The organism is Paenibacillus sp. FSL F4-0243 (assembly GCF_037963295.1).
GTDB lineage: Bacteria > Bacillota > Bacilli > Paenibacillales > Paenibacillaceae > Paenibacillus_AQ.
The window spans coordinates 4874759-4899085 of the sequence record NZ_CP150151.1 but is presented as its reverse complement, the minus strand read 5'-3'; the positions used below and the strand labels follow the sequence as shown (position 1 = coordinate 4899085).

26 protein-coding genes and 1 riboswitch are annotated in these 24327 nt (G+C 44.2%); of the genes, 20 read left to right on the top strand and 6 right to left on the bottom strand.

Annotation, left to right across the window (positions count from 1 at the left end; genetic code table 11):
- The first annotated feature begins 79 nt into the window (after positions 1-79).
- The 19 genes from ribE (NSS87_RS21905) (at position 80) to NSS87_RS21815 (ending at position 17026) form a co-directional block, all read left to right on the top strand.
- Complete coding sequence (gene ribE / locus NSS87_RS21905; protein WP_042190280.1) at positions 80-748, top strand: riboflavin synthase; 669 nt, start codon at positions 80-82, stop codon at positions 746-748.
- A 62-nt stretch (positions 749-810) separates the two neighbouring features.
- Positions 811-2064 (top strand): bifunctional 3,4-dihydroxy-2-butanone-4-phosphate synthase/GTP cyclohydrolase II, encoded by a 1254-nt coding sequence (locus tag NSS87_RS21900; protein ID WP_339242767.1) that lies wholly within the window; start codon positions 811-813, stop codon positions 2062-2064.
- Positions 2065-2100: 36 nt separating this feature from the next.
- Positions 2101-2568: a 6,7-dimethyl-8-ribityllumazine synthase gene (gene ribE / locus NSS87_RS21895; protein WP_042194286.1), complete on the top strand. Its 468-nt coding sequence runs from the start codon at positions 2101-2103 to the stop codon at positions 2566-2568.
- A 135-nt stretch (positions 2569-2703) separates the two neighbouring features.
- The gene (locus NSS87_RS21890; protein ID WP_149646795.1) at positions 2704-3495 is read left to right on the top strand and encodes a segregation/condensation protein A; all 792 of its coding nucleotides are present in this window, start codon (positions 2704-2706) and stop codon (positions 3493-3495) included.
- On the top strand, positions 3464-4066 hold the full coding sequence (gene scpB, locus NSS87_RS21885; RefSeq protein ID WP_042190273.1) for an SMC-Scp complex subunit ScpB: 603 nt from the start codon (positions 3464-3466) through the stop codon (positions 4064-4066). Before NSS87_RS21890 ends, scpB begins: the two co-directional genes overlap by 32 nt.
- Before the next feature lie 186 nt (positions 4067-4252).
- Positions 4253-4966, top strand: coding sequence for a DUF2953 domain-containing protein (locus tag NSS87_RS21880; protein WP_339242763.1), 714 nt, complete (start codon positions 4253-4255; stop codon positions 4964-4966).
- An 84-nt stretch (positions 4967-5050) separates the two neighbouring features.
- Positions 5051-5569, top strand: a complete 519-nt coding sequence (ytfJ, locus tag NSS87_RS21875; RefSeq protein WP_339242761.1) for a GerW family sporulation protein — start codon at positions 5051-5053, stop codon at positions 5567-5569.
- A gap of 166 nt (positions 5570-5735) precedes the next feature.
- Positions 5736-6935, top strand: a complete 1200-nt coding sequence (locus NSS87_RS21870) for a D-alanyl-D-alanine carboxypeptidase family protein (protein WP_042190269.1) — start codon at positions 5736-5738, stop codon at positions 6933-6935.
- A gap of 35 nt (positions 6936-6970) precedes the next feature.
- Positions 6971-7636, top strand: coding sequence for a nucleoside recognition domain-containing protein (locus NSS87_RS21865; RefSeq protein ID WP_042190267.1), 666 nt, complete (start codon positions 6971-6973; stop codon positions 7634-7636).
- Positions 7637-7643: 7 nt separating this feature from the next.
- On the top strand, positions 7644-8177 hold the full coding sequence (locus NSS87_RS21860) for a spore maturation protein (RefSeq protein WP_143759457.1): 534 nt from the start codon (positions 7644-7646) through the stop codon (positions 8175-8177).
- Positions 8178-8243: 66 nt separating this feature from the next.
- Positions 8244-8588 carry a hypothetical protein gene (locus tag NSS87_RS21855; RefSeq protein WP_042190263.1) on the top strand — a complete coding sequence of 115 codons (345 nt, stop codon included), beginning with the start codon at positions 8244-8246 and terminating at the stop codon, positions 8586-8588.
- A gap of 20 nt (positions 8589-8608) precedes the next feature.
- Positions 8609-9367 carry a pseudouridine synthase gene (locus tag NSS87_RS21850; RefSeq protein WP_036676166.1) on the top strand — a complete coding sequence of 253 codons (759 nt, stop codon included), beginning with the start codon at positions 8609-8611 and terminating at the stop codon, positions 9365-9367.
- A 120-nt stretch (positions 9368-9487) separates the two neighbouring features.
- Positions 9488-10009, top strand: a complete 522-nt coding sequence (locus NSS87_RS21845) for a redoxin domain-containing protein (protein ID WP_042190261.1) — start codon at positions 9488-9490, stop codon at positions 10007-10009.
- Positions 10009-11694, top strand: a complete 1686-nt coding sequence (locus tag NSS87_RS21840) for a cytochrome c biogenesis protein ResB (protein ID WP_076284548.1) — start codon at positions 10009-10011, stop codon at positions 11692-11694. Before NSS87_RS21845 ends, NSS87_RS21840 begins: the two co-directional genes overlap by 1 nt.
- Positions 11691-12953: a cytochrome c biogenesis protein CcsA gene (gene ccsA, locus NSS87_RS21835; RefSeq protein WP_042190256.1), complete on the top strand. Its 1263-nt coding sequence runs from the start codon at positions 11691-11693 to the stop codon at positions 12951-12953. The genes NSS87_RS21840 and ccsA overlap by 4 nt, the downstream gene beginning before the upstream one ends.
- Before the next feature lie 77 nt (positions 12954-13030).
- Positions 13031-13747 carry a response regulator transcription factor gene (locus NSS87_RS21830; protein ID WP_036676174.1) on the top strand — a complete coding sequence of 239 codons (717 nt, stop codon included), beginning with the start codon at positions 13031-13033 and terminating at the stop codon, positions 13745-13747.
- Entirely contained in the window at positions 13748-15184 is a 1437-nt protein-coding gene (locus tag NSS87_RS21825; protein ID WP_076284549.1) for an ATP-binding protein, read from the top strand.
- Between the two features lie 118 nt (positions 15185-15302).
- Positions 15303-16796, top strand: a complete 1494-nt coding sequence (gene glpK / locus NSS87_RS21820) for a glycerol kinase GlpK (protein WP_339242755.1) — start codon at positions 15303-15305, stop codon at positions 16794-16796.
- Between the two features lie 14 nt (positions 16797-16810).
- Positions 16811-17026, top strand: a complete 216-nt coding sequence (locus NSS87_RS21815; protein ID WP_339242753.1) for a DNA-binding protein — start codon at positions 16811-16813, stop codon at positions 17024-17026.
- A 70-nt stretch (positions 17027-17096) separates the two neighbouring features.
- Here NSS87_RS21815 and NSS87_RS21810 read toward each other — a convergent pair whose 3' ends face one another.
- The 6 genes from NSS87_RS21810 to NSS87_RS21785 form a co-directional block, all read right to left on the bottom strand.
- Positions 17097-18089 carry a 3-oxoacyl-[acyl-carrier-protein] synthase III C-terminal domain-containing protein gene (locus NSS87_RS21810; RefSeq protein ID WP_042190247.1) on the bottom strand — a complete coding sequence of 331 codons (993 nt, stop codon included), beginning with the start codon at positions 18087-18089 and terminating at the stop codon, positions 17097-17099.
- Positions 18090-18140: 51 nt separating this feature from the next.
- A complete protein-coding gene (locus NSS87_RS21805; protein WP_042190245.1) occupies positions 18141-18491 on the bottom strand; it encodes a hypothetical protein in 351 nt (116 codons plus the stop codon).
- A 39-nt stretch (positions 18492-18530) separates the two neighbouring features.
- Positions 18531-18899, bottom strand: coding sequence for a carboxymuconolactone decarboxylase family protein (locus NSS87_RS21800; protein ID WP_042129622.1), 369 nt, complete (start codon positions 18897-18899; stop codon positions 18531-18533).
- A gap of 10 nt (positions 18900-18909) precedes the next feature.
- Positions 18910-20553: a thiamine pyrophosphate-binding protein gene (locus tag NSS87_RS21795; RefSeq protein WP_339242750.1), complete on the bottom strand. Its 1644-nt coding sequence runs from the start codon at positions 20551-20553 to the stop codon at positions 18910-18912.
- A gap of 118 nt (positions 20554-20671) precedes the next feature.
- Positions 20672-20767: riboswitch (cyclic di-GMP riboswitch) on the bottom strand.
- Between the two features lie 190 nt (positions 20768-20957).
- Positions 20958-22208: a HAMP domain-containing methyl-accepting chemotaxis protein gene (locus tag NSS87_RS21790; RefSeq protein WP_339242748.1), complete on the bottom strand. Its 1251-nt coding sequence runs from the start codon at positions 22206-22208 to the stop codon at positions 20958-20960.
- Between the two features lie 122 nt (positions 22209-22330).
- A complete protein-coding gene (locus NSS87_RS21785; RefSeq protein ID WP_339242746.1) occupies positions 22331-23287 on the bottom strand; it encodes a YafY family protein in 957 nt (318 codons plus the stop codon).
- A gap of 173 nt (positions 23288-23460) precedes the next feature.
- Here NSS87_RS21785 and NSS87_RS21780 point away from each other — a divergent pair, with 173 nt between their 5' ends.
- Positions 23461-24294, top strand: a complete 834-nt coding sequence (locus tag NSS87_RS21780) for an SDR family NAD(P)-dependent oxidoreductase (protein ID WP_339242744.1) — start codon at positions 23461-23463, stop codon at positions 24292-24294.
- The last annotated feature ends 33 nt before the right edge of the window (positions 24295-24327 follow it).

Below are 24327 nucleotides of genomic sequence, written 5' to 3'. Positions count from 1 at the left end.
TCGTGTGCTTCCGGAGCAAGTTTTGTTCGGAGAGATAGCGGAGAAGTGTTACTCACACAAAACTCCTAGGAGGGAAAGCATGTTCACTGGATTAGTCGAAGAAGTTGGCACTCTGAGAAGTGTCTCCACCGGTGGAGAAATGATGGTGCTGAACATTGCCGCTTCCGTCATCATGGATGATTTGAAGATTGGTGATAGCGTATCGGTTAATGGCGTCTGTCTTACAGCGACAGCTTTAGGCGAGAACTATTTTACAGTGGATGTCATGCCTCAGACCTATCGAAACAGTAATCTGAAGGAGCTACGTCCTGGCAGTCGGATGAATCTGGAGCGAGCAATGGCAGCCGGTGGTCGATTTGGAGGTCATATTGTTCAGGGACATGTAGATGGCACTGCTGTCATCAAAAGTGTAAAGCGTGATCAAAATGCAGTAGTCTATGAGATTGCGCCGGATCGCAAATCGCTGTTTAAATATATCATCCCTAAAGGGTCGATCACGATTGATGGCATTAGCTTAACAGTAGTAAAGACGACGGCTTCATCGCTTACTGTATCCATTATTCCGCATACGTTAGGGGAAACTGTGCTAACTTATAAGCGGGCAGGAGATAGTGTGAATATTGAGTGTGATGTCCTGGGCAAATATGTAGATCATCTTCTTCATTATGGCTCAGCTGCACAGGATGAAGAAAGTGATAGCAGTTCCGGGATTAGTCGTGATTTCTTGGCGGCAAACGGATTTGTTTAAATAATGAGTAAGCTTACGAAGAAGGGAATAATCCTTCGTAAAGCTATTAGGAGGATAGGATCATGAGCGAACAATCGAAGAAGGATAGTGTCTTGGATCCGATTGAAGAAGCGATATATGATTTAATGCGCGGCAAAGTCATTATCGTGGTGGATGATGAAGATCGTGAGAATGAAGGGGATTTTATAGCTCTTGCTGAACGGGCGACACCAGAAGTCATCAATTTTATGATCACTGAGGGACGTGGTTTGGTCTGCATGCCAATTACCGCTGAGCGTGCGGAAGAGCTTGAACTACAGGCTATGGTCAGTCACAATACAGATAATCACGGCACAGCCTTTACTGTATCGGTTGACCATATAGATACAACTACTGGTATATCAGCAGGGGAAAGATCCTTGACTGTAAAGGCCATGATTGACCCTAAAGCGAAGCCGTCTGATTTCCGTAGACCTGGCCATATGTTCCCGCTGATTTCGAAAAAAGGTGGCGTACTACGCCGTTCCGGACATACAGAGGCTGCTGTTGATTTAGCCCGTATGTGTGGTGCATATCCAGCCAGTGTGATTTGTGAAATCATCAATGAAGATGGCTCGATGGCCCGGTTGCCTGATCTGGTTGAGATTGCTAAGAAGCATGATCTTAAGTTGATCAGCATCAAAGACCTCATTCACTATCGGAATGAGAAGGAACAGCTCGTCAATCGCGAGGTGTCTGTACGTCTGCCTACCGATTTCGGTGAGTTTCAGACCATTGCCTATACAAATGAAGTGGATGATAAAGAACATGTAGCATTGGTGAAGGGCGATATTTCCGCTGATGAGCCAGTGTTAGTACGAGTACATTCCGAATGCTTAACCGGTGACGTTTTCCACTCCCATCGCTGCGATTGTGGTCCCCAGTTTGAAGCAGCGCTTCGGCAGATCGAAGCTGCTGGTAGAGGCGTGTTGCTCTATATGCGTCAAGAAGGCAGGGGCATTGGTCTTATTAATAAGCTTAAAGCCTACAAGCTTCAAGAAGAAGGACTCGATACTGTAGATGCCAATCTAAAGCTTGGTTTTCCAGCAGATTTGCGTGATTACGGGATTGGAGCACAAATTCTGAAGGATCTAGGTATAAGTCAAATTCGTCTCTTAACGAACAATCCTCGAAAGATCAAAGGGTTGGAAGGTTATGGATTGGAAGTTGTTGAGCGAGTGCCAATTCAAATGCCGGAGAATAAGGATAATACCAATTATCTCCATACGAAGCAGGCGAAACTTGGGCATTTGCTGTCTTTTGACGACATTGAACAAAATGAGGATTCGAAAGTATAATCACACACAATAAAAAACGAAGGGTAGATGAATGATATGCCGAAATATTTAGAAGGACATTTAGTTTCCGAGGGGTTAAAATACGGAGTCGTAGTAGGACGTTTTAATGAATTTATTACCAGCAAGCTTTTGTCAGGTGCACTTGATGCATTTAAACGCCACGGTGCTAACGATGATGAAGTAGATGTTGCTTGGGTTCCAGGTGTGTTTGAAATTCCGTTAATCGCTCAAAAAATGGCGGAAAGCGGTAAATACGACGCTGTAATCACTTTAGGAACTGTTATCCGTGGCTCTACAACGCACTATGATTATGTATGTAATGAAGTTGCAAAAGGGGTAGCTGCGATCAATCTTAAAACCGGCGTACCGACGATTTTTGGCGTAGTAACTACTGAGAATATTGAACAGGCCATTGAGCGTTCAGGAACCAAAGCAGGGAATAAAGGCTGGGATGCTGCGACTGCTGCGATTGAAATGGCGAATCTTAACAAATTGTTTAAGTAAGACAGCTATTGACGAATCAGTCGAATTCGTGCTTATTTATAGTATAAGAAGAAAGCATGGATTATAGAGCCCTTTCTACTTGTGTAGCGTCCATTAGGGCGCTGCACTTTACTTTTTTAGGCGGGAGGATGCTTCGTGACTGTATTGTACAAGCTGGAAACGTTTGAAGGTCCGCTGGATCTGCTTTTGCATTTAATCGATAAGGCGGAAATCGACATCCAGGACATTCCGGTCGCCGAGATCACCGAACAGTATATGGAATACCTGCGAAGTATGCAGGAGCTTGAACTGGATATTACGAGTGAATTTCTCGTGATGGCCGCAACCCTATTATCTATAAAGAGCAAGCTATTGCTGCCCAAACCACCGGTCATTGAGATCGATGATTTTGAATATTACGAAGAAGATGAATTTGATCCACGAGCTGAACTCGTTCAGCGACTGATTGAGTATCGTAAATTCAAGAGTATTGCTGTTCATTTAATGGATATGGAGAGCGAGCGGAGCTTGATTTTTACGAAGGAGCCGGAGGATCTGGGTCCATACGTGCCTGAAGAGATTGACCATACGCTAAAAGGACTACATACTTCCGACCTTATAGCTGCTTTCCGTAAGGCACTTAGTAAGGCGGCAAGAAGGTCATCTTACCAGCGGATCACCCGGGACGAAATATCGGTAAAAGATCGTATACGTGATGTATCGGATGCGCTGCAGCGCAGAGGAAAAGGCGGAAGGCTCCATTTCTCAGCACTGCTTCACGATGAAATGGCGCGACACGAAATCGTAGTTACTTTTCTTGCGATTCTGGAACTGATGAAAATGAAGGCGATTTTTTGCTATCAAGAGAAATTGTTTGATGACATCGTAATGGAGTGGAGAGGAGGAGAACACTTCAATGGATTACAAAACGCTGAAATCGATTATTGAGGGCCTGTTGTTTCTATCAGGTGATGAAGGGATCTCCGTACGGCAAGTCGCCGAGATTACGGAGCAGCGGCCAGAGCTTGCGGCTGGAGCATTAGAAGAACTAAAAGAGGATTATGTAACACAGGAGCGGGGATTGCAGGTAGTCCAAATTGCCGGAAACTATCGGCTGGCTACATTACCTGAGCATGCCCATTATTTTGAACGCTTGGCTTATTCCCCATCCAGATCAACCTTGTCTCAGGCCGCATTAGAGACATTGGCGATCGTGGCCTATCGTCAGCCCATTACACGGGTGGAGATCGAAGAGATTCGAGGCGTGAAATCCGAACGTGCTATTCATACGCTGAATAACAAGGATTTGATCCATGAGGTAGGTCGTGCGGAGGCCGTAGGGCGTCCAATCTTATATGGGACGACTAAATCATTCTTGGAGAGCTTTGGCCTAGCAAGTCTGAATGAGCTGCCAGAACCATCTAACTTCGAATCCACTGATAATTTGGAAGAGGAGACACAGCTATTGTTCAATAAGCTGGATACTCAAATGACGTTCGAGGATATAGAGCAACCTTAGTTTATTTTGTTATTCCGCAATGATTTGTATTGCTGGGACTGCCCATAAACCATTCATAATGGTTTATGGGCAGTCCCTATTTTTTTGTAGAGTCACATTTTTTAGCCAAACCCCGAATTTTTTCCAGATTAAATTGCCATACTAAACCAAAGGTTCCCATTATTAAGGTTTCTTGGAGGTAAATACGTGACGTTATGGCTTGGAATACCCCTCGGATTGCTGGTACTGGCAATGATCCTGGTTCTGTCTTCATCTATCGATTTCCGCATCCGGTGCTATAAACATGACAAAAATGATCTGATCGAGTTAGATGTTAAGACACTTTTTGGTCTGATCAAACTGCACTATGAACTGCCTCGATTGGTCTTTAAGGGATTGGAGCTAGGCGTGCTTGGGAAGTTTAAAGAGACGGGTACCGCGACTACAGGTGTTGACACTGTAAAGGAAGAGCAATTCGATAAAGAAAGAATTGAGCGCTGGCGGGACAATGTACAGCTAGCAGTGAGATCCACACGTGGATTGAAGAAGTGGTTCAAGGAAACTGTATCACATGTCAAAATATCAAAGCTCGACTGGTCCACAGACTTCTCACTAGGTGATGCGGCAGACACTGCCATAGTATCAGGAGCCGTCTGGGGATTGAAATGGAGCATCGTTGGATTTATTTCGCAGAGGGTCAAATTGAAGCACAATCCACGAGTGTTTGTGAAGCCTATTTTTCAAGATGAGCATTCTTTTTCAATGGAGTTCGTATGTGAGGGTAAATTGTCCGTTTCCTATGCCGTATACGCATCATTGCAGCTTCTTCTTCGTGTCTTGAGGGAGGCGGGGGGAATCAGTAAGTGGAGAAAATTACTAAAACGGATGCGTAGGGAGTCTCATGGGCAAAGTTTAGAATGAAAGTTACATACAAATGCGTGGATGTGGGGAAGATAAGCGCTGTAGAAGCAAGAGAAATCGTACTCAATTAAAGGAGGAAACAATATGAGCGACCATCCTATTCAGGGCCTAATGCAAACAGCGATGGAAAATATCAAGGGTATGGTAGATGTTAATACGATTGTTGGAGATCCAGTACAAACACCTGACGGTAGTATTATTCTACCGATTAGTAAGGTGGCCTTTGGATTTGCTGCAGGGGGTAGTGATTATCGAGTAGAGGATTCTATAAGTGGATCAAGCTCCCAAGGCGGTGTCAAAATGCTTCCTTTTGGTGGCGGTAGTGGGGGCGGTGTCTCCATCAGACCGATCGCTTTTCTAGTGGTTGGTAAAGATGGGGTAAACATTGTTCCACTCGACAATCAAACGCATTTGTTCGAAAAAATTATCGATGCTACGCCTGGGCTCATCGACAAAATCCAGACCATGTTCCAAAGCAGCAGTACTTCAGGTCAAGCTGGGTCAACTGCTACACAAGCACCACAAGCACCTGCATCACAAGCACCTGCATCACAAGCACCTGCTAAACCCGATCCAAGTACATCCCAATCTTCAACACATTAGGTACACATAATTGTACAAATAGCCTCGGGGATATCGCCTTACATCAGGCGGTGTCCCTTTTTGTGTGGAGAGGACATACCCTAAGGCTGGTCCGCATACACTTGTACAACATAAGCATGAAATGAATGACTTTACTTAAGAACCGATAAGAATCCGGAGGATAAATATGAAGACAATAACCCGTAAATTTCCAATCGCCTTATTACTGAGCATTTTGCTGCTGTTTCTGACACCGCTAACTTTGATTCATGCGGAGAACAGCTCTATATCTACGCATGCACGGGCAGCGGCGCTGATTGATGTGGAATCCGGGCGTATTTTGTATAGCAGTCGAGGAGATGAGCCGATGCTTATTGCCAGTCTGACTAAAATAATGACCGCCCTCGTCGCTATTGAGAATGGTGATTTAGCATCCAAAGTCAAAGTTGGTAAAAATGCTTTCGCCAAAGAAGGCTCCTCTATTTATTTACAGCAAGGTGAAGAGATGACGCTGGAAAATATGCTGTATGGTCTAATGCTGCGCTCTGGGAATGATGCGGCAACAGCGATCGCTGAACATATCGGCGGTTCTGAAGAAGGGTTTGTATACCTGATGAACAATAAGGCTGAAGAGCTCGGATTAAAAAACACTCATTTTGCTAATCCGCATGGTCTAGATGCTGAAGGTCATTATTCGAGTGCTAACGACTTAGCCGTACTGACGGCGTATGCTCTTCATAATCCTGTATTTAAGCAAATTGTGAAGACACAGGAGAAAACTGCGGACAATCCAAATGAGAAATGGGATTACAAGTGGAGAAACAAAAATAAAATGCTGTACTTATATGAGGGCGCAGACGGTGTGAAGACAGGATATACCAAAAAAGCGCTACGCTGCCTTGTCAGCTCAGCCACCAGAAACGGCCAGCAGCTTGTCGCAGTGACCATAAATGATGGGGATGACTGGAATGATCATGCCTCACTGCTAAACTTTGGATTTAATCACTACCCACTAAAAACAATGATCGAACGCGGGGACCCCGTGAGCGGTTATGACTTCGTGACAGCCAAAAAATTCGCCTATCCGCTCGGACAAGGGGAGCAGGATAGAGTGACCACCAAACTTGTCTTAAATCAGATCCCTTCGGCGTCAGCCAAAGCTGCAAGATCAAACTTTGGATTACAAGGGGTTCTCGTTCTTGATCTAGGTGGCAAGGAGATAGGCCGGGTTCCAGTATATACACGAGAGTCCTTACCACCTGAGGAATCCGCTTATACTAAAAAATACAGTACAACGCAAGCACACACTTATCCTGCTGATAATTGGTTTCAGGCTATAGGGAGTGCACTGAAGGCGTTATTTAAATTGGGTGAAAGTTCCAAGTAAGCAGATAGCTGAATAATGAAGAGGGAGGCGTATCCATGATTAACGGGATCTGGCTAGGAATGATCATCATCGGTTTTCTGTTCGCCGCCGTTAACGGCAGAATGGATGAATTTACAGCCGCCGTATTCGACGGAGCCAAGAGTGGGGTTACAGTAAGTTTCGGTTTAATAAGTGTGCTTGTATTCTGGCTAGGAATCATGCGGATCGCAGAGGATGCTGGTTTGCTTAAAAAAATAGCCAAGATTCTTGGGCCAATCGTAGCCTTCCTCTTTCCAGATGTGCCGAAGGGCCATCCTGCAATCGGATATATTCTCTCCAACATGAGCGCTAATTTGCTTGGACTTGGCAATGCGGCTACACCTATGGGAATCAAGGCGATGCAGGAGCTGCAGAAGCTCAACCCGGATAAAGAAACGGCCACACCAGCCATGTGTACCTTACTGGCGCTTAACACAGCAAGCATTACGCTAATTCCCGCGACACTAATTGCGATCCGATTGAATTACAATTCGGCAGATCCTGCGGGAATAGTAGGCACAACCCTCGCCGCAACGGCTGTGGCGACTCTTGCGGCTATAGCGGCTGACCGGTTTTTCCGAAGGATGACATTGCTGCGCAAACCTCCAAAGCCGCCGTCAGCAAAGTCTGGTTCTGCTCCATTGGCCAAGACGTCGCTGCCTAATTCTTCATTGAAAGGGTGAGCATGACTTGTACCAGTTAATCAGTCTCCTATCGGCATGGGCGATTCCGGTCATGATTACGTTCATCCCGCTCTATGCTTTTACGCGTAAAGTCCCGGTGTATGAGTCATTTGTTGAAGGGGCGAAGGATGGATTTGGAACGGCAATCGCGATTATTCCTCATCTTGTGGGAATGCTTGTGGCGATCAGCGTCTTTCGCGCATCGGGCGCACTCGACTTCCTAATGGGATTCATATCTCCTGCTCTGCGGGGACTTGGCGTACCTCCAGAAGTACTGCCGCTCGGCCTTCTGCGGCCCCTCACTGGGACAGGCTCGCTTGCTTATACCACGGATCTGATTCGCGTTCATGGTCCAGATTCTCTAATCGGCATGATTGCCTCCACCATACAAGGCAGCACGGACACAACGCTCTATGTATTAACGGTTTATTTTGGAGCCGTTGGTGTGCGTAACGGACGTTATGCACTTAAGGTAGGTCTATTCTCCGATGTTGTTGGCTTCGTCGCCGCGATCGCGGTCTGCCTCCTGCTTTTTGGGTAGGAGGCGTCACCCCCTTTCCTTCCTCGACATATGCTATTGCAGCAATGTGGAGGGAGGCAATCCGCTATGAACTACAAAGGTTTTATTCTGCATCAGTCTCGCTGTACTTCCATTAATGGCAAAGGCTTTGATTTCTGGGTTGGTGTGGACGGAGCCATTTATGCAGCACCACTGCTGACCGATCCGGAGTATATTCACATTTGCTTGGAAGGTGATTTCAGCAGGGAAGATGGCATTCCTCCATTATCTGGAAGGAAGGAACAGCTATTTGCCACAGGTAAACTCATTTTAGAACTGGTAGAGCGCTACCAAATCTCCCCTTTAATCATCGAACCCCACAATAATTACTGCCCAGGCGCATTTTTTCCATGGAATGAACTTGTGATTTATCCCTCTGATGGTTATCATTAATCTGAGGTGACTAGTCGAAAATGGAAAGATTACAGAAAATTTTGGCGCAGGCAGGTGTGGCGTCCAGACGTAAGTGTGAAGAAATGATTTTGGCCGGTAAAGTGGAAGTCAACGGGGAACTCGTAACTACGCTTGGCACGAAGGTGGACCCCGCAACAGATATTATTAAAGTCTCCGGTAGACTGATCCGGGGCGAGAACAAAATCTATATTATGTTCAACAAACCTAAAGGAGTCATTACAAGTGCTTCCGATCCAAAGGGTCGCAAGGTTGTAACAGACTACCTTAAAGGAATTACAGAACGGGTTTACCCTGTAGGCCGTCTGGATTATGATACGGAAGGACTGCTGCTGTTAACGAATGATGGAGATTTCGCTAACTTGCTTACCCATCCTAAGCATCATGTACCTAAGACGTATCACGCTACGGTCAAGGGTATTCCGCACGGTACCGCACTGGACAAGCTAAAGGCTGGGATCAAGCTGGAAGATGGTATGACAGCGCCTGCCGAAGTAGAGTACAAAGATATTGATGAAGCGAATAAAGAAGCAGTAATCAGCATTACGATTCACGAGGGACGTAACCGTCAGGTACGACGCATGTTTGATGCGATTTCACACCCCGTTCTCCGTCTGAAGCGGATTTCATTCGGGGATATTATGCTGCAAAATCTTAAACGTGGATCTTACCGTCATTTGACTAAAGATGAAATTAACCATCTGCAGCAAATTGCCAAAGCAGGATTACTCAAAGAAAGAACTCCACGTAAAGAGTCATAAAGACACACAATATTCACAATTAAACCCCCTAATACTGTGACGAAATTCGCTATAATGTTCATAGGATGTTCACACCTTACAACATAAGTATGAGTTGCGTCACAGAAGGGGGCTTTACATGTGGGTAAAGCGAGAAAACCAATTCAAATCGTAATTCTGTTTCTAATCGTTCTAGTGGGTGGTTATGCAATTGGTTCCTCTGTATTTGGTGGAAGCGGAAAACCAGAGGAAGGTAGTAAAGCGCCTGCCATTGATTTGCTGGGTCTTGATGGACTTGGGCATACGTTAGACGAGTATAAGGGTAAGGCTATTGTGCTGAATTTCTGGGGCTCATGGTGCACGCCATGTGTAAAAGAAATGCCGGCTCTCCAAGCACAATGGGAAAAATGGAAGGACAAAGATGTAGTCGTTATTGGAATCAACGTAGGTGAAGATCAGATGACTGTCGAGAATTTTGTGAAGCAAGTCAATATTGATTTTCCGATTTTGATGGACACGGGACGAGACGCTGTACGAAGTTATGGTATTTCTCCGCTCCCCACTACTTTTTTTATTAATGCAAAGGGTAAAATTGACAGCATTCATATTGGCCAGCTTGATTTAGATTCACTAGATGATCAAATTGGGAAGCTGGTGGATTGATGAGTGAACGCGAAGCTTTTATAACCAATACCAAATGTGAATGCGGCCATCAGAACCCTGTAGGCACTGTTCTATGTGAAGCATGCGGAAAACCGCTTGGCAAAGAATCGGACTGGGGCGAGAATCTGGAAATGCGTTATGATGGTGTAGCCCGTCGTTCGCAGCGTGTTAATCCAAGCATTATTGATCGAGTTTGGAACTTTTTTTCATCTGTCAAAATAGCGATATATCTAATCGTTTTGACACTGTTAGGATCTATGCTGGGAACCATTTTCCCTCAGGAGAGTACTTTCCTTAATATTGATGCATCGAGTTATTATAAGCAGGAGTACGGAACAGCTGGGGACATCTACTATAAGCTTGGACTTTCACATACATACGAATCCTGGTGGTTTGTGACTCTACTCGTAATGATTGGTGCTTCATTAGTCATTTGTAGTTTGGACAGAGTACTTCCGCTATATAAGGCATTAACTAGGCAGAAGATTCGGAAACATCGTCAGTTCTTAACTCGGCAAAAGGCTGTGCTAGTTACTGAAGTGCAAGAAGAACCAGAAGCTTGGGTTGCTCGGGTGGTTCAGCCTATGCGTAAAAAGGGCTACCGAGTCAAGACGGATGGAGGAGCTCTGCTGGCAGAGAAACACCGCTTCAGCCGCTGGGGGCCTTACGTAATACATATTGGTTTGATTATTTTTTTACTTGCTGTACTGGCAAGAGGATTGCCGGGTCTCAACATGGATCAGCATCTTGCTTTCCCGCAAGGGGAGATTACACAGATTCCGGATACTACCTACTATTTAAAAAACGAGAAATTCACCGTAGAGTTCTACACAGATGAAGAGATGCCTGAGGAGTTTCGAGGCAAAAAGATCCTTCCAAAATTATTCCAAACTAAAGCAGTGCTTTATAAATGTACCGCGGATTGCGCAGATCCTACTAAGGAACCGCAGCTTACCGAGGTGACAACGCATAATATCCAAGTAAACTCACCTTTGGATTATAAAGGATTGAAAGCGTATCAGTTTGATTATGATCTAACACCTGTACTGCGTTCTGTACAGCCTGTGCTTAAGAATTCCACCACTGGGGAGTCGTACGGTAAATTCAAACTGGATATGAAGAATCCGCAGCGTACGATTACAGCGGGACCCTATACGATGACTTTAAAAGAGAAGTATATGGATTTTGGACTGAATGAGGATGGTCAGCCGATATCTAAGTCGCCTTATCCGAATGCACCAGCATTCTTATTCTTGATTCAAGGACCGAATTTGCCAGCGGAAGGGCAGCAGTACTTCTATTTTCCTAAGCAGGTAGATAAGTCTCAGTTTCAGCAGGTGGCTATTAACGATAAGCTTGGTGGCAGCAATAGATTTCTTGAGCTTGAAGTGGACAACATGAGCGATGTTGATTTTTCGGAATCGACTACATACTTGAATATACGTATTGATCGTGCAATGCCTTTTGTATGGTTAGGTGCAGCAATCGTGATGCTGGGTTTAATCCTTGGATTTTACTGGCAGCATAGACGCATCTGGCTTACCGTTGTAAACGGAGAGCTAATACTCGGAGGACATACGAACAAGAATTGGTTCGGTTTCCGTCGTGAGATCGTTTCTATTTTAGAAAAAGTAGATATGGTAGTCGATGAAAAATCAATAGATAATGGAGGAGGCCTTACATGAGCTTGCTCGATATCAGCAGTGCCGTCTTTATTGCCGCATTCTTATTATACAGCGGGTCGTTTATGTTATTCACTATCGCTATCATGGGTCGCAAGTGGTCGGGCCGCAAGCCAGAGGAACATACTGCTCGATGGGGTAAAATAGCTTTTATTGTTTCTTCTATAGGTCTTATCTTTCATCTTATTTATTTCTTTACACGTTGGTTTGGTGCAGGACATATTCCAGTCAGCAATATGTATGAGTTCATGACTTTCTTATCCATGATGGTTATGGTAGCCTTTACAGTGATGTACGCGATCTATCGCAAAGTTATTCTCGGTCTGTTTGCAGTTCCAATTAGCATTATTGTGATGGCGTACGCAGCTGTATTTCCACAGGAGGTTCAGCCGTTAATTCCATCCCTGCAATCGAACTATCTCAAGATTCACGTAACACTGGCAGCACTAGGTGAATCCTTTTTCGCGGTAGGTTTTGCGGCAGGGCTGATGTATCTGCTACGGACTGTTAATTTTTCCAGTAAAGAGAAGGCGGATCGTAAGCAACAGAGACTGATTGAATTTACTCTCTTTTCAATCATTGTTATAATTGGGTTTCTGGGTTCAGTTTTTGCTTTCCGCGGAGCAGGTTATGAGACTGTTTTTGTCCGTCCCAACGTTACGATTGACAGCGCAGGGCAGGAAAATAGTACAATAGAGAAAGTGAGTTATCGAATGCCGCCGATTGTGGCTCCTCACAATAGCGAAATAGAAAGCTTCCAGTCGTTTCTTGGCATGAAAGAACCTCTCTTTGAAGCTCCTTCATGGATGAATGGTGTGAATGCTGGCCGGAAGTTTAATACTGTAATCTGGTCGATTCTTTCCGGATTACTCCTTTACGGAATTCTTCGCTTGATCGTACGCAAGCCACTAGGCGCAGCGATTCACCCGGTTATGGAGGGGATTGATGAAGGCGATCTAGATGAGATAACGTATAGGGCAATAGCCATTGGCTTTCCTATTTTCACATTAGGCGCTTTGATTTTTGCAATGATATGGGCGCAAATAGCCTGGGGAAGATTCTGGGGATGGGACCCCAAAGAAGTCTGGGCACTCGTTACTTGGCTCTTCTATAGTGCTTATCTTCATTTACGATTGGCTCGTGGATGGCAAGGGCGAAAATCTGCCTGGCTTGCCGTTCTAGGTTTTTTGGTCGTAATGTTTACCTTAGTTGGCGTTAATCTAGTCATCGCCGGACTTCATTCTTATGCGGGGACGGACTGAGCATAGTTTACCTGCTAACACAGCACAATGGATTTAAGGTTACGTTCTACTGTATTTGATGAAGGGGTTGTTGTGAAATGGCAGATCATTTAAACAGAATTCTGGTAGTGGATGATGAGGAACGCATTCGCCGCCTGCTAAAGATGTATCTTGAAAAAGAAGGTTATGAAATCGACGAAGCTGAAGATGGCGAAATCGCTCTTCGCAAAGCAACAGCAAATGACTACGGTCTAATTTTGCTGGATGTTATGCTGCCTGGCATTGATGGAATGGAAGTGCTGACCCGACTCAGAGGGGTCAAATCGACACCTGTTTTAATGCTTACAGCTAAAGGCGAAGAGATTAATCGTGTACAGGGCTTTGAAATGGGCGCGGATGATTATGTCGTGAAGCCATTTAGTCCTCGCGAAGTGATTTATCGCGTGAAGGCCATTATGCGCCGTTCTTCAGCAACAGCATTTTTGTCCAAAGAGAGCAACTCCAGTAATAACATTGTATTCACTCATCTTATTATTGAGCATGACGCACACCGAGTAACTGCTGGCGGTGAAGAAGTGAGTCTGACACCGAAAGAATACGAACTGCTGCATTATTTGGCGATTTCACCGGATAAAGTGTTCTCTCGTGAAGAACTACTTAAAGATGTTTGGAATTATGAGTTTTTCGGAGATTTGCGTACAGTCGATACCCATGTTAAGCGTCTTCGTGAAAAACTGAATAAAGTATCACCGGAATCCGCGGCGATGATTACAACTGTATGGGGTGTAGGCTACAAACTTGAGGTACCTAAATAAGTGAACTTCTGGAGAAGTCTTGTCGGCAAGCTGTGGGTCACGATCATCTGCCTGGTCGCTGTCGTGCTTATTACACTCGGGTTGTTTCTACTTCCCTATATCGACAGCAACTTTGCTAATTCCGGCGATATCAAACGTTTATTTATGTATACGTGCATGATCGGATTTTCTTTGACGACATTCTTCGCGTTGTTCTTGTTTACCAAGATCACTCAGCCGATGCAACGTGTCATCGAGGCTGCAAACAACATTCGACGTGGTGAATACGGAACAAGGCTGACGCTGGTCACAAGTGACGAGATTGGCCAATTGGCGACTTCCTTCAACCATATGGCTGAGGAGTTGGAAGAGAATATTCGCAGTCTGCACCATGAGAAGGGCCATCTATCCAGTGTATTACGCAGCATGAGTGATGCTGTAATCACCTTTGACATCGAAGGCCAGATTATTCTGACCAACCCGCATGGTCAATCGCTACTTGAGAGCTGGAGCGATTTAGAGTGGGAACAAGAGAGTGACATTGAACCTCATACGGAAACGGCTGAGAGTAATGTTCCACCTCCCCTGCGTCCTTTATTTTTGAGCACGTTGAAACAAGGCGGCGATGAGCGTTCTAATGTACATGTCCGGCAGGGCGTGTGGTCCGTCCATATGGCACCTTTATATTCTGAGGGGAGCATTCGTGGAGTGGTTGCTGTTCTGCGTGATGTGACTGAAGAAGTACGACTCGAAAAAATGCGCCGTGACTTCGTGGCAAACGTCTCTCATGAGATTCGGACGCCATTATCGATGATGCAAGGTTATAGTGAGGCTTTACTTGACGGCATGGCATCTTCACCAGAGGAAAGCAGTGAACTGATTCAGGTCATTCATGATGAATCGCTCCGTATGGGACGTCTTGTAAAGGATCTGCTCGACCTTGCGCGAATGGAAGCTGGACATACGGATATGTTGAAGGCAGAAGTAGATGTGAACGAACTGCTGGAACGAGTGTATCGCAAATTTTCCGTACGTGCGAAAGAGCGTGATATTCATCTGCAGCTAAATAAAGAGAGCGATGTCCTTGTTCTTAAGGCAGCGGATGAAGATAAGCTTGAGCAAGTCTTAACCAATTTGCTCGATAATGCTTTTCGTCATACGCAGGGTGGCAAGAAGATCACAGTTCATACAGGAACTTGTGTCTTAGAAGGGCGTCGCTATTTTGAAATTAAAATTCAGGATGAAGGCGTCGGCATTCCGCAGGAAGATCTGCCTTATATATTTGATCGTTTCTACAAAGCCGATAAGGCACGTGTACGGGGAGAATCAGGTGGAACGGGACTCGGGCTTGCGATTGTTAAAAATATTGTTGAGTCGCATCACGGAACCATTTCAGCTTCCAGTAAGTTGGGCGAAAGTACAACCTTTACCCTAAGACTTCCTGTCGAAAAACAGTAATTCCAAACACAATGTGTGATAGCGCCTCTGACAGCAGAGGTGCTTTTTGTTGAAACAAACACATTAATCTTGTTCATCGTGGAACATATCTCATTGTTTATGCTTGGGAGGCCATCAAATGATTTTATCTTTAGACCAAGGGACTACCAGTTCACGAGCCATAGTGTTCGATGAGGACGCTAGAATCGTCTCACAAGGGCAATATGAGGTTGAACAATCTTTCCCACACCCTGGCTGGGTGGAGCATGACCCAGAGCAAATTTGGGCGTCACAGCTTGCAGCTGCAAGAGATGCGATTACTCAGGGCGGGATAACACCTCAGGAAGTATATTCCATTGGAATTACAAATCAGAGGGAAACGGCCCTGATCTGGGATAGAGCAACAGGCAAGCCGATTTATCCTGCGATTGTGTGGCAGGACAGACGTACTGCAGAGCTGTGTGAAGAGATCAAGAGTAAGGGGTTAGAGGGACTCATTGCTAGCAAGACGGGACTCGTTGTGGATGCTTATTTTTCTGCAACAAAATTCTCCTGGATTCTTGATCATGTAGAAGGCGCACGAGAGCGGGCGAATAATGGCGAGCTACTAGCTGGGACAGTAGACAGCTGGCTAATCTGGAAGCTTACTGGCGGGGCTGTACATGCTACTGATGTAACTAATGCATCGCGTACGATGCTATATAATCTACATGAGCGCTGCTGGGACGAAGAGCTAATGGAGGAGCTTCGTGTACCACGCTCCATCCTGCCAGAAGTGAGGATGTCCGGTAGTGAATTTGGAGCAGCAGACGCGCAGTGGTTCGGGACAGAAATACCTATTCACTCTGTATTGGGGGATCAACAAGCTGCTTTGTTTGGACATACTTGTCTTGAACCCGGCAGTGCCAAAAACACATATGGAACTGGATGCTTTATTCTGATGAATACAGGTACAGAAGCTGTAGTCTCCAGTCATGGGTTGTTGACCACTGTAGCTTGGGGAATGGGGGATGAGCTCTATTATGCACTCGAGGGCAGTGTGTTTGTAGCCGGAGCGGCTGTACAATGGCTTCAGGAGGGGTTAGGACTCATAACGGAGCCGGCAGGCTCGGAAGACAAAGCGCGGGAAGTAGAGGACAGTGAAGGGGTTGTCGTCGTACCTGCTTTTACTGGACTAGGTGCCCCTTATTGGGATATGTATGCACGTGGAGCAGTCTTCGGTCTAACTAGAGGAACCACCTCGGGGCATTTGGTAAGAGCAACGTTAGAGTCATTAGCATTTCAGTCTAGAGATGTAATTGGGGCGATGGAAAAAGATGCAGGCATGCCATTGACCGGACTTCGTGTAGATGGTGGAGCGGTTCGTAATGATTTGCTGATGCAGTTTCAGTCTGATATCCTCGGTAGTGAAGTTACTCGAACTACATATGCGGAGACGACTGCGCTGGGAGCAGCACTTCTGGCTGGATTAACCTCAGGAGTTTGGACAAGAGAGCAGCTAGAAAGCTTTAACAAAGCTGAGAGGGTCTTTTCACCTGTAATGGGTATAGATGAGCGTGAACGACGTTACAACGCCTGGAAAGACGCTGTAGCGCGTACCATGGGCTGGGAAAAACATGAAAGATATCAGTGATCAGGGAGATGCATATGTCTATGTTTAATGGAACAGAATCTGATCTACCGAGTGGACTATCTAAGCCTGCACTTCGAGCACTTCATGGTGCTGGGTATACACAGATTCACCAAATCAGTAAGCTCACTGAGTCAGAGCTTCTGCAGCTCCATGGGATGGGACCAAAAGGGATTGATGTACTACGGCGTGCGCTCACTGAAAAGGGGTTATCCTTTGCCAGCGAGTCCTAAAGAACAGATCAACCTAAAAAGCGGCAAGCTAAGGATAATCCTTGGCCTGCCGCTTTTTAGGTTGTAACGCTTAATATTCAATAACAAATGCAACGTTTTGCCATCCAGCGCCCACTGTCCAGAACAGAACTTTATCTCCGCGTTCGATCTTTCCTGTAGTAATAGCTTTGTGTAGAGCGATAAACGGGCTACTGGTTGAGGTGTACCCGAATTCATCACCTATGTAAACCGCAACCTCACGATCAATACCCACTTTTTCACAAACACCAACGATATTAGGCAGTGAAAGCTGTGAGAAACAGGCCGCTTTAATAGATTCAGGCGCTATGTTGTTATCAGATAGAAGCGTGCGAATCGATTCAGAAGCAGCATCTACGCAAATGGAATCATCAAATGGAATGAACTTCACATTGAATTCTCCAGCCGCTACGCCTTTTCTACCCAGATTAGCCAAGCCTTCAGCCGGGAACATGGAGTTGCCATAAACGCATGTGTCTGTTTGATAGACAGAATCAATGAAGCCTACCGCATTATCATCGCGCACAAGAAGGACTGCCGCAGCTGCATCACCGAAGTTAGCATAATAGACTGGATCATTCTTATCTGCATGAGGTGCTACATAATCGGATCCGATGACCAAAGCACGTTTAATTCTAGGATTGGCTTGCATTTGACGGCTCACCTGTTCTACGGAAGCAGTCATACCTGCACAGTTAGCGTTGCTATCTATACAAATTGTATGGGATGCGCCGTTAATTAAACGGTGAATCATTAAAGAGTTAGTAGGAAAGATATATTCAGGAGTTTGACTTGCATAGGCAATAAGATCGATATCAGCACCAGTGAGACCATTTTTATCCAACACATTACTGGCAGCCTCAAAAGCCATCGTAAGAGAATTTTCTTCCTCATTCTTAATGCTATAGCGCGTATCACGACCTAAAGTGGTCAGTAGACCTCGGATATCAATACCCTTTTCGTCAAAATGCTTAATAAAAAAGTCGTTACCAACTTTATTACTAGGATGATAGATATCAATGTCTTGAATACGAATTCCGGTCATATGAATGAATCCTCCTGAAAAACTCTATAGTTTTTTTAGTTATAAGAAGAATTAAGCTGTAACGGTGGAAATGATCTCGATGTTATCTAGTCCTGCTTTACGACCCAGACGAGCAAGCTGCATTTTAAGAATTGGGTTATTCTCAAGGGTTAGATTTACTTTTACAAATCCATCATTCTTAAACATTACGAAGCAACCTTCCAAAAGAGGTACAACATCAGGTGCAGTTACGTTTAGCTTTCTGCAGTCGATTTGTAATTCATAGTCTGCTGGAGTGATAGGATTAATAGTTTGTTGATAAGCTTGGATAGATTTCAGACCATCTTCTTCAGAAAATGTTCCTTCCAGCTCAATATTGATCACTTTTTTAGTAGTGTCTGTCTTTAAAATAAACTGTCCCACGTTAACATCTCTCCCGATATTTTAATTTACTGAAAATAGTTACTTTATTTCTTCAATCGTTTCGAGAAGAATATTAAAAGCGGTGATGATTCTAGGTGCCCCTATAGCGGGTACTAAGTGTAATAGAATACCTTTGAGTTGTTCTACAGTAACTCCCACACGAAGAGCCATGACATAATGAACACCCAATTGATCAAACTGACCCATCGAAATCAGGGCAGAGATAACTGCGATTTCCTTCCAGTCAGCTTCGATTGTGTTGCGTTGAAAAATATCGCCGTAGGCATTCCCCATAATAAATTCAGCCAAATCGGGGAAATGTTCTTTAATCGGAGCCAGTGCTTTAGCTCCGTAGTCTCCAGAGAGATTCGTGAAGTGGTTCAGACCACTGTTTACATTGTCTTTCATAAGTGACCTCCTAATTTAGGTTCAAAGTACGGTGAGCAGTCGGAGGGACCTCATCACGGTCTGTTAGCAGTTCAATGACGGCAACACGGTTGATGGCAACAGCGTCCTTGATGGCTGTTTCGAACTCCTCCGCTGTCTCACATTTGTAACCCTTAGCGCCTAGTGATTCTGCGAATTTCACAGCATCCATAGGGACTTCGTAGATAGTTCCGTCAATACGTCCTGTAGTTTTTTCCATACCTTTTAGAGCCATATCTAGCTGTTTATTATTCACAACAATGAATATGACAGGAATATCCTTGCAGACAGCAGCGTTAATCTCTGCGCCTAGCATCATAAAGCAGCCATCTCCTGTAATGCAGAAGATCGTTTCTTCTGGAGCAGCAACCTTTGCACCAATCGCCATTCCGATGGAATTACCCATACAAGCAAAGTAAGCATCGAAAACAAAACTGCCCGGTTTCTTAACCTTGTACCATTTCGCAGCATGGAAACCGTGACTTCCATCATCAACAAAGACTGTGCTGTTATAAGGAATCAAATCACTCATCATACTCAAGACCGATGCAAGTGAAAGGTTTGGTAAAATCGGAGGCTCCTCGGTATAATCGGAATTTGTCGGTGCTTCGCGTTTTGTGATGTTGTTCGTGTCAATATTATTGAGATAGTAAACTAGATTGTCCCGTAGATCTCCAGTCACTGGAATCGTTTTAGAGAACAATATTTTTCCGACAAAAGTCGGATCGCTATCAAACTGAATTAATGTTGCAGGATGATTTTCCCTTTTAAGATTACAAATAGTCATATCACTTAAACGTGACCCGAGAACGATAAATAGATCACTTTGATTCAGCAAGTCATCCCCATGGGTACAACCGCCTACTCCAATTGGACCGTGATAGAGTGGATGATCCCAAGCTATAGCCCCTTTACCACCTGGAGATGTAACTACAGGAATATTAAATGTTTCCGCTAATTGAATTAGCTCACTATGTGCTCCTGAGCGGTTAACGCCTTTACCCGCGATAATTATTGGATTCTTAGAGTTATTTATAGCATCAAGTACACGGTCGATATTAGCATGGCTAACCAGTGATTCGCGTTCAGGGATTACAATATTACATTCCTCTAGCAATTCCGTTTGTACATCAAAGGGAATACAAAGGTGAACTGGACCACGATTACCGCTCAAAGCAATGGATATGGCATGATTAAAGATTGTGTTAAAGTGATCTCCACGTTCAATAAGCTTGCTATATAAGGTGGCAGGTCTAAACATATCAGCTAAATCAGCTAGAAAAGAAGTAGAGTCCTGACATTGGGGAATTCCAAGCTCTTTAATAGATTGATGGCCAGTAATAAATAGGACAGGTAGGTTGTTAGCCTTAGCATGTGCTGCTGCGGTTAATAGGTTTGTTCCACCAGGACCTGAAGTACCAAAAGCTACACCTAGTTTTCCAGTTTTAAGCGCATACCCGGCTGCTTCGAAGCCGGAACTGGACTCGTGTCTCCCGGGAATAAATTCAATACCGTAATCTACCATTTTAAGAACAATAGGACAAATGGATTTCCCAATAATACCAAAGGAATGGGTAACACCTAGGTTCCGTAGTGCTTCCGACATGTAATCTGCGACTGTCTTCAAAAAATACACCTCACAAGTTGATTGTTATTTTAAAATCAAACATTAGAAAACCTGTGCTCTGAATTAGGGCACAGGTTGGTGGCATAAATCGCCATAGAGACTGAACAATTGTTCAGTCGTCTTGGTTTTCTGCAACCTGGCAGTCATGGCCTCTGATTAAAAATGAGGCTGTAGATCCATGGTTTTGCGTCATCCTCTTTCGAAGATTTTGCCAATATTAATTTTAAAATTTATAAGAAGAATTTTCCTTTACAATATATTCCTAGAGTACCTTTGTCAATATATTTTCGCAAATTAACTCGAATTTTGACGAAAGTCTTGTCCAACCTATGAAATAATAGATATAAAAAAACTCCCCCTAAGTCAAAACTTAGGAGGAGTTTTTGGACTTGTTTATATGATTTGCAAGTGACTTAAAACTTGAAAATATGGATAGTCTTCTGTAGATTAAACACAGCCTGTGTCATTTTCTCAGTTTCTTCAGCGACGGACTGCAGGGCATTAATTTGTTCATTCATAGCGGCGGATACTTCCTCGGTGCCGGCAGCGGTTTGCTGTGTGATTGCAGAGATATTCTCTATTGCACTTGAGATTTTCAAGGCGCTTTCCAACATCAGATCACTTTCAGCAGAGAAGGAAGAGATTTGCTCGGTAATATACTGCACACTTTGCACAATTTGAGCAAAGATATGAGCAGATTGAGTGATCATCTCATTCTGTACCTGTACGACTTCTTCGTTGATAGCGATATTGTCAATCGCTTGTTTGATATCAGTTTCGATGCTCCGAACTAAGCCAAAGACTTCCTTCGTTGAAGCCGTTGATTCTTCGGCAAGTTTACGAACCTCCTGTGCGACTACAGCAAATCCTCGACCATGCTCCCCGGCGCGTGCTGCTTCGATGGAGGCATTCAGCGATAAGAGGTTGGTCTGTTCAGCGATCTCAGTGATGGTTTTTGTAATCATCGTAATTCCGCGAGCATTATGAGACAGGGCTTCGATAGTATCAGCTACTTTTTGAGTAGCCTGGATGTTTTTGCGCATGCCTTCAGCTTGAGTATCAACGGACTGCCGTCCTTGTTCAACTAGTTCTAATGTATGTATTGAACGTCTGTTCATTTCTTTCGTTGAGTTCGTATAATTGGATACTTTATTCTCAATATCTTTAATGGATTCTGTCATTTCAGCGATATCCGTAGATATTTCATTTGCACCAAGAGCTAGCTCGTTAGACGAAGAGGCTACCTGTGCCATGACAATTTTCAAATTCTGATTCTTATCTTCGATTCCACGGCTTGCATCCATAACTTGACGAGTGATTTGTGATGCTTCTGTCAAAATCTTCTTGAGCTTGTCAATCATAGTATTAAAGGAACGACTTACGTCCCCCATAGACCCGTTCTCATCGGCTCTACTAGTAAAATCCCCTTTTGAAATACTATGAGATACATTCGCGATGTCATCAAAAGAAGATGTAAGCGCTCTCTCGATAAAGCGGGCCACGGGGAAAGTTAGAGCAGCAAGAACTACGATTAGAACAATACCCAAAATAATGTTGCCTAAGATCATAAAAGTAACTAAAACAGGAATGGCAAATAGTGCGGCAACGAGGTAACATCCGGCAACAATTCTTTGTTTTAACGGAAGTTTATGCATCCAGTTCATTGGTATAATGTCCTCCTTATTAATATTATGTATTGGTGTTATTATATGGGATTTAAAGGTGATTGGTCTATAGTAAGAACTGACATAAATCTTCTTTTCGAAGTAGTTCTTTAGATTTCGTGTCAAAAATCCTCATAAATAGCGGAAATTTTTGCGATAGCAGACTTTACCATCTCTAAAAGTTCTTGCGGTGAAAGTACAATAACCGAGGGACTAAAAGAAAGGATTATCCGGCAGGCCGACTCGATCGTATTAAATTCGGCATCTACGTTCCCCCACTCTGCATTGCTTGTTGGCTCTATCAATTGGACAGAGACGAATCTTTCTCGCTGTAATTCTTTTAAGACAGATGTTCTAACCCTTAGCTTTACTTGATACTTTGGCAGTGCTGCTTTAAAGGCCTTGGTGGACTCTTCCCAGTACTGTTTTAAATCAAAGGCATCAGGTCTTTTAAACCACTCATGAGTCTCCTCAACGTTAACTAATCTGGACACACGAAAGGTTCGTAGTTCATCTTTGCTTTTGGCTACGACATACCATACTCCGCGTTTTGCAACTAACCCAAGAGGTTCAATGAAACGGACCGTTGTCTCGTTGCTTCGGAGATAAGTGATTTTTACTTTGCGGTCCTCCCAAAGTGCTCTCTGCAGTACAGAAAGGAACGGATAAGTTTCATCCGAAGGATGCCAACTGGCGCCATCAATATGAATACGCTCGCTTAGGTAATTTGCTGGGTTACTAAGTCGATGTGAGGATGCAGCCTCTAGTTTGAGAAGAGCGGAAGAGTAGTCGTCTTGTATCCCCAGATCCTTCATTATAGATGCGTCAGCGGACAGAAGCAGTGAACCAATCTCTTGTGGCTTCATTCCCGTTAGGGAGGTTCGGTAGCCTTCAGTAAGCATCCAGCCTCCTTCACGACCACGTTCAGCTAAAATGGGTATTCCTGAAGCACTTAATGCTTCCATATCACGAAACACAGTTCGTTCTGATACCTCGAGTGTTTGGGCCAATTCTCTAGAAGTCATTTTTCCACGATTTTGCAACAGAAGTAATATTGATAACAAACGGTCGGCTCTCATTAGGCTATTGTACCTCCTCGAATTATTGATTAGACGATCACCATTAATCATTTCTTAATCATGATTATATTATATATGTCAGTTGATGTCATATATACGGGCTATACTTATAAAACGTAAGGAATGTTCACAGAATATTGAAATCCGAATTCATGTGGAAAGGGTTGAGGGCTATGACATTGAAAGGGAAAGTCGCATTGGTTACCGGGAGCAGCAGAGGTGCTGGGAGAGGGATCGCTCTAGAATTAGCAAGAAGAGGTGCTTTTGTCTATATAACAGGGAGGACCACAGATGTATCCGTCACAGAGCATATTAAGGGGAGCATAGATAGCGTACTTAGAGAAATAAAAGAGAGTGGAGGTTCTGGTGCGGTAATACAATGTGACCATACGAAGGATCAAGAAACAGAAGCAGTGATCCGTCAGATCGCTGAAGAGCAGGGGCGGCTCGATATCTTAGTTAACAACGTGTGGGGAGGCAATGATTTAGCTATCGAGCAAAAGCCTTTTTGGGAGCTACCTACAGCTCATTGGGACAATATGTTTAATGCCGGTGTGAGAGCACAGATGATCACAAATTATTACGCAATTCCCTTCATGCGCAAGGCAAAAACTGGTGGTCTAATTATCCATACAACCTTCTGGTATCATTATAAATATTTAGGCAACTTTTATTATGATCTTTCTAAAAATGCACTTTTACGTATGGCTTTCGGATTGTCGAAGGAATTAAAGGATGACGGCATTGCGGTTATTCCACTTTCACCTGGATGGATGAGAACAGAAGCGGTTCTAGAAGCCATGAATACAGATGAGGAACATTGGCAAGAAGTTGAGGAACTGAAAATGAGTGAATCGACGACATATATTGGTCGAGCAGTGACTGCACTAGCCGCTGATCCAGAGGTTATGTCTATGTCCGGTGAGCCGCAGCTGGTTGGAAAGCTTGCTGAAAAGTATGGTTTTACTGATATTGATGGAAGGATAATCCCTTCGTTCATAATATAGGAAGAAAGAGAATCGTAAAATATAAGAAAGGCC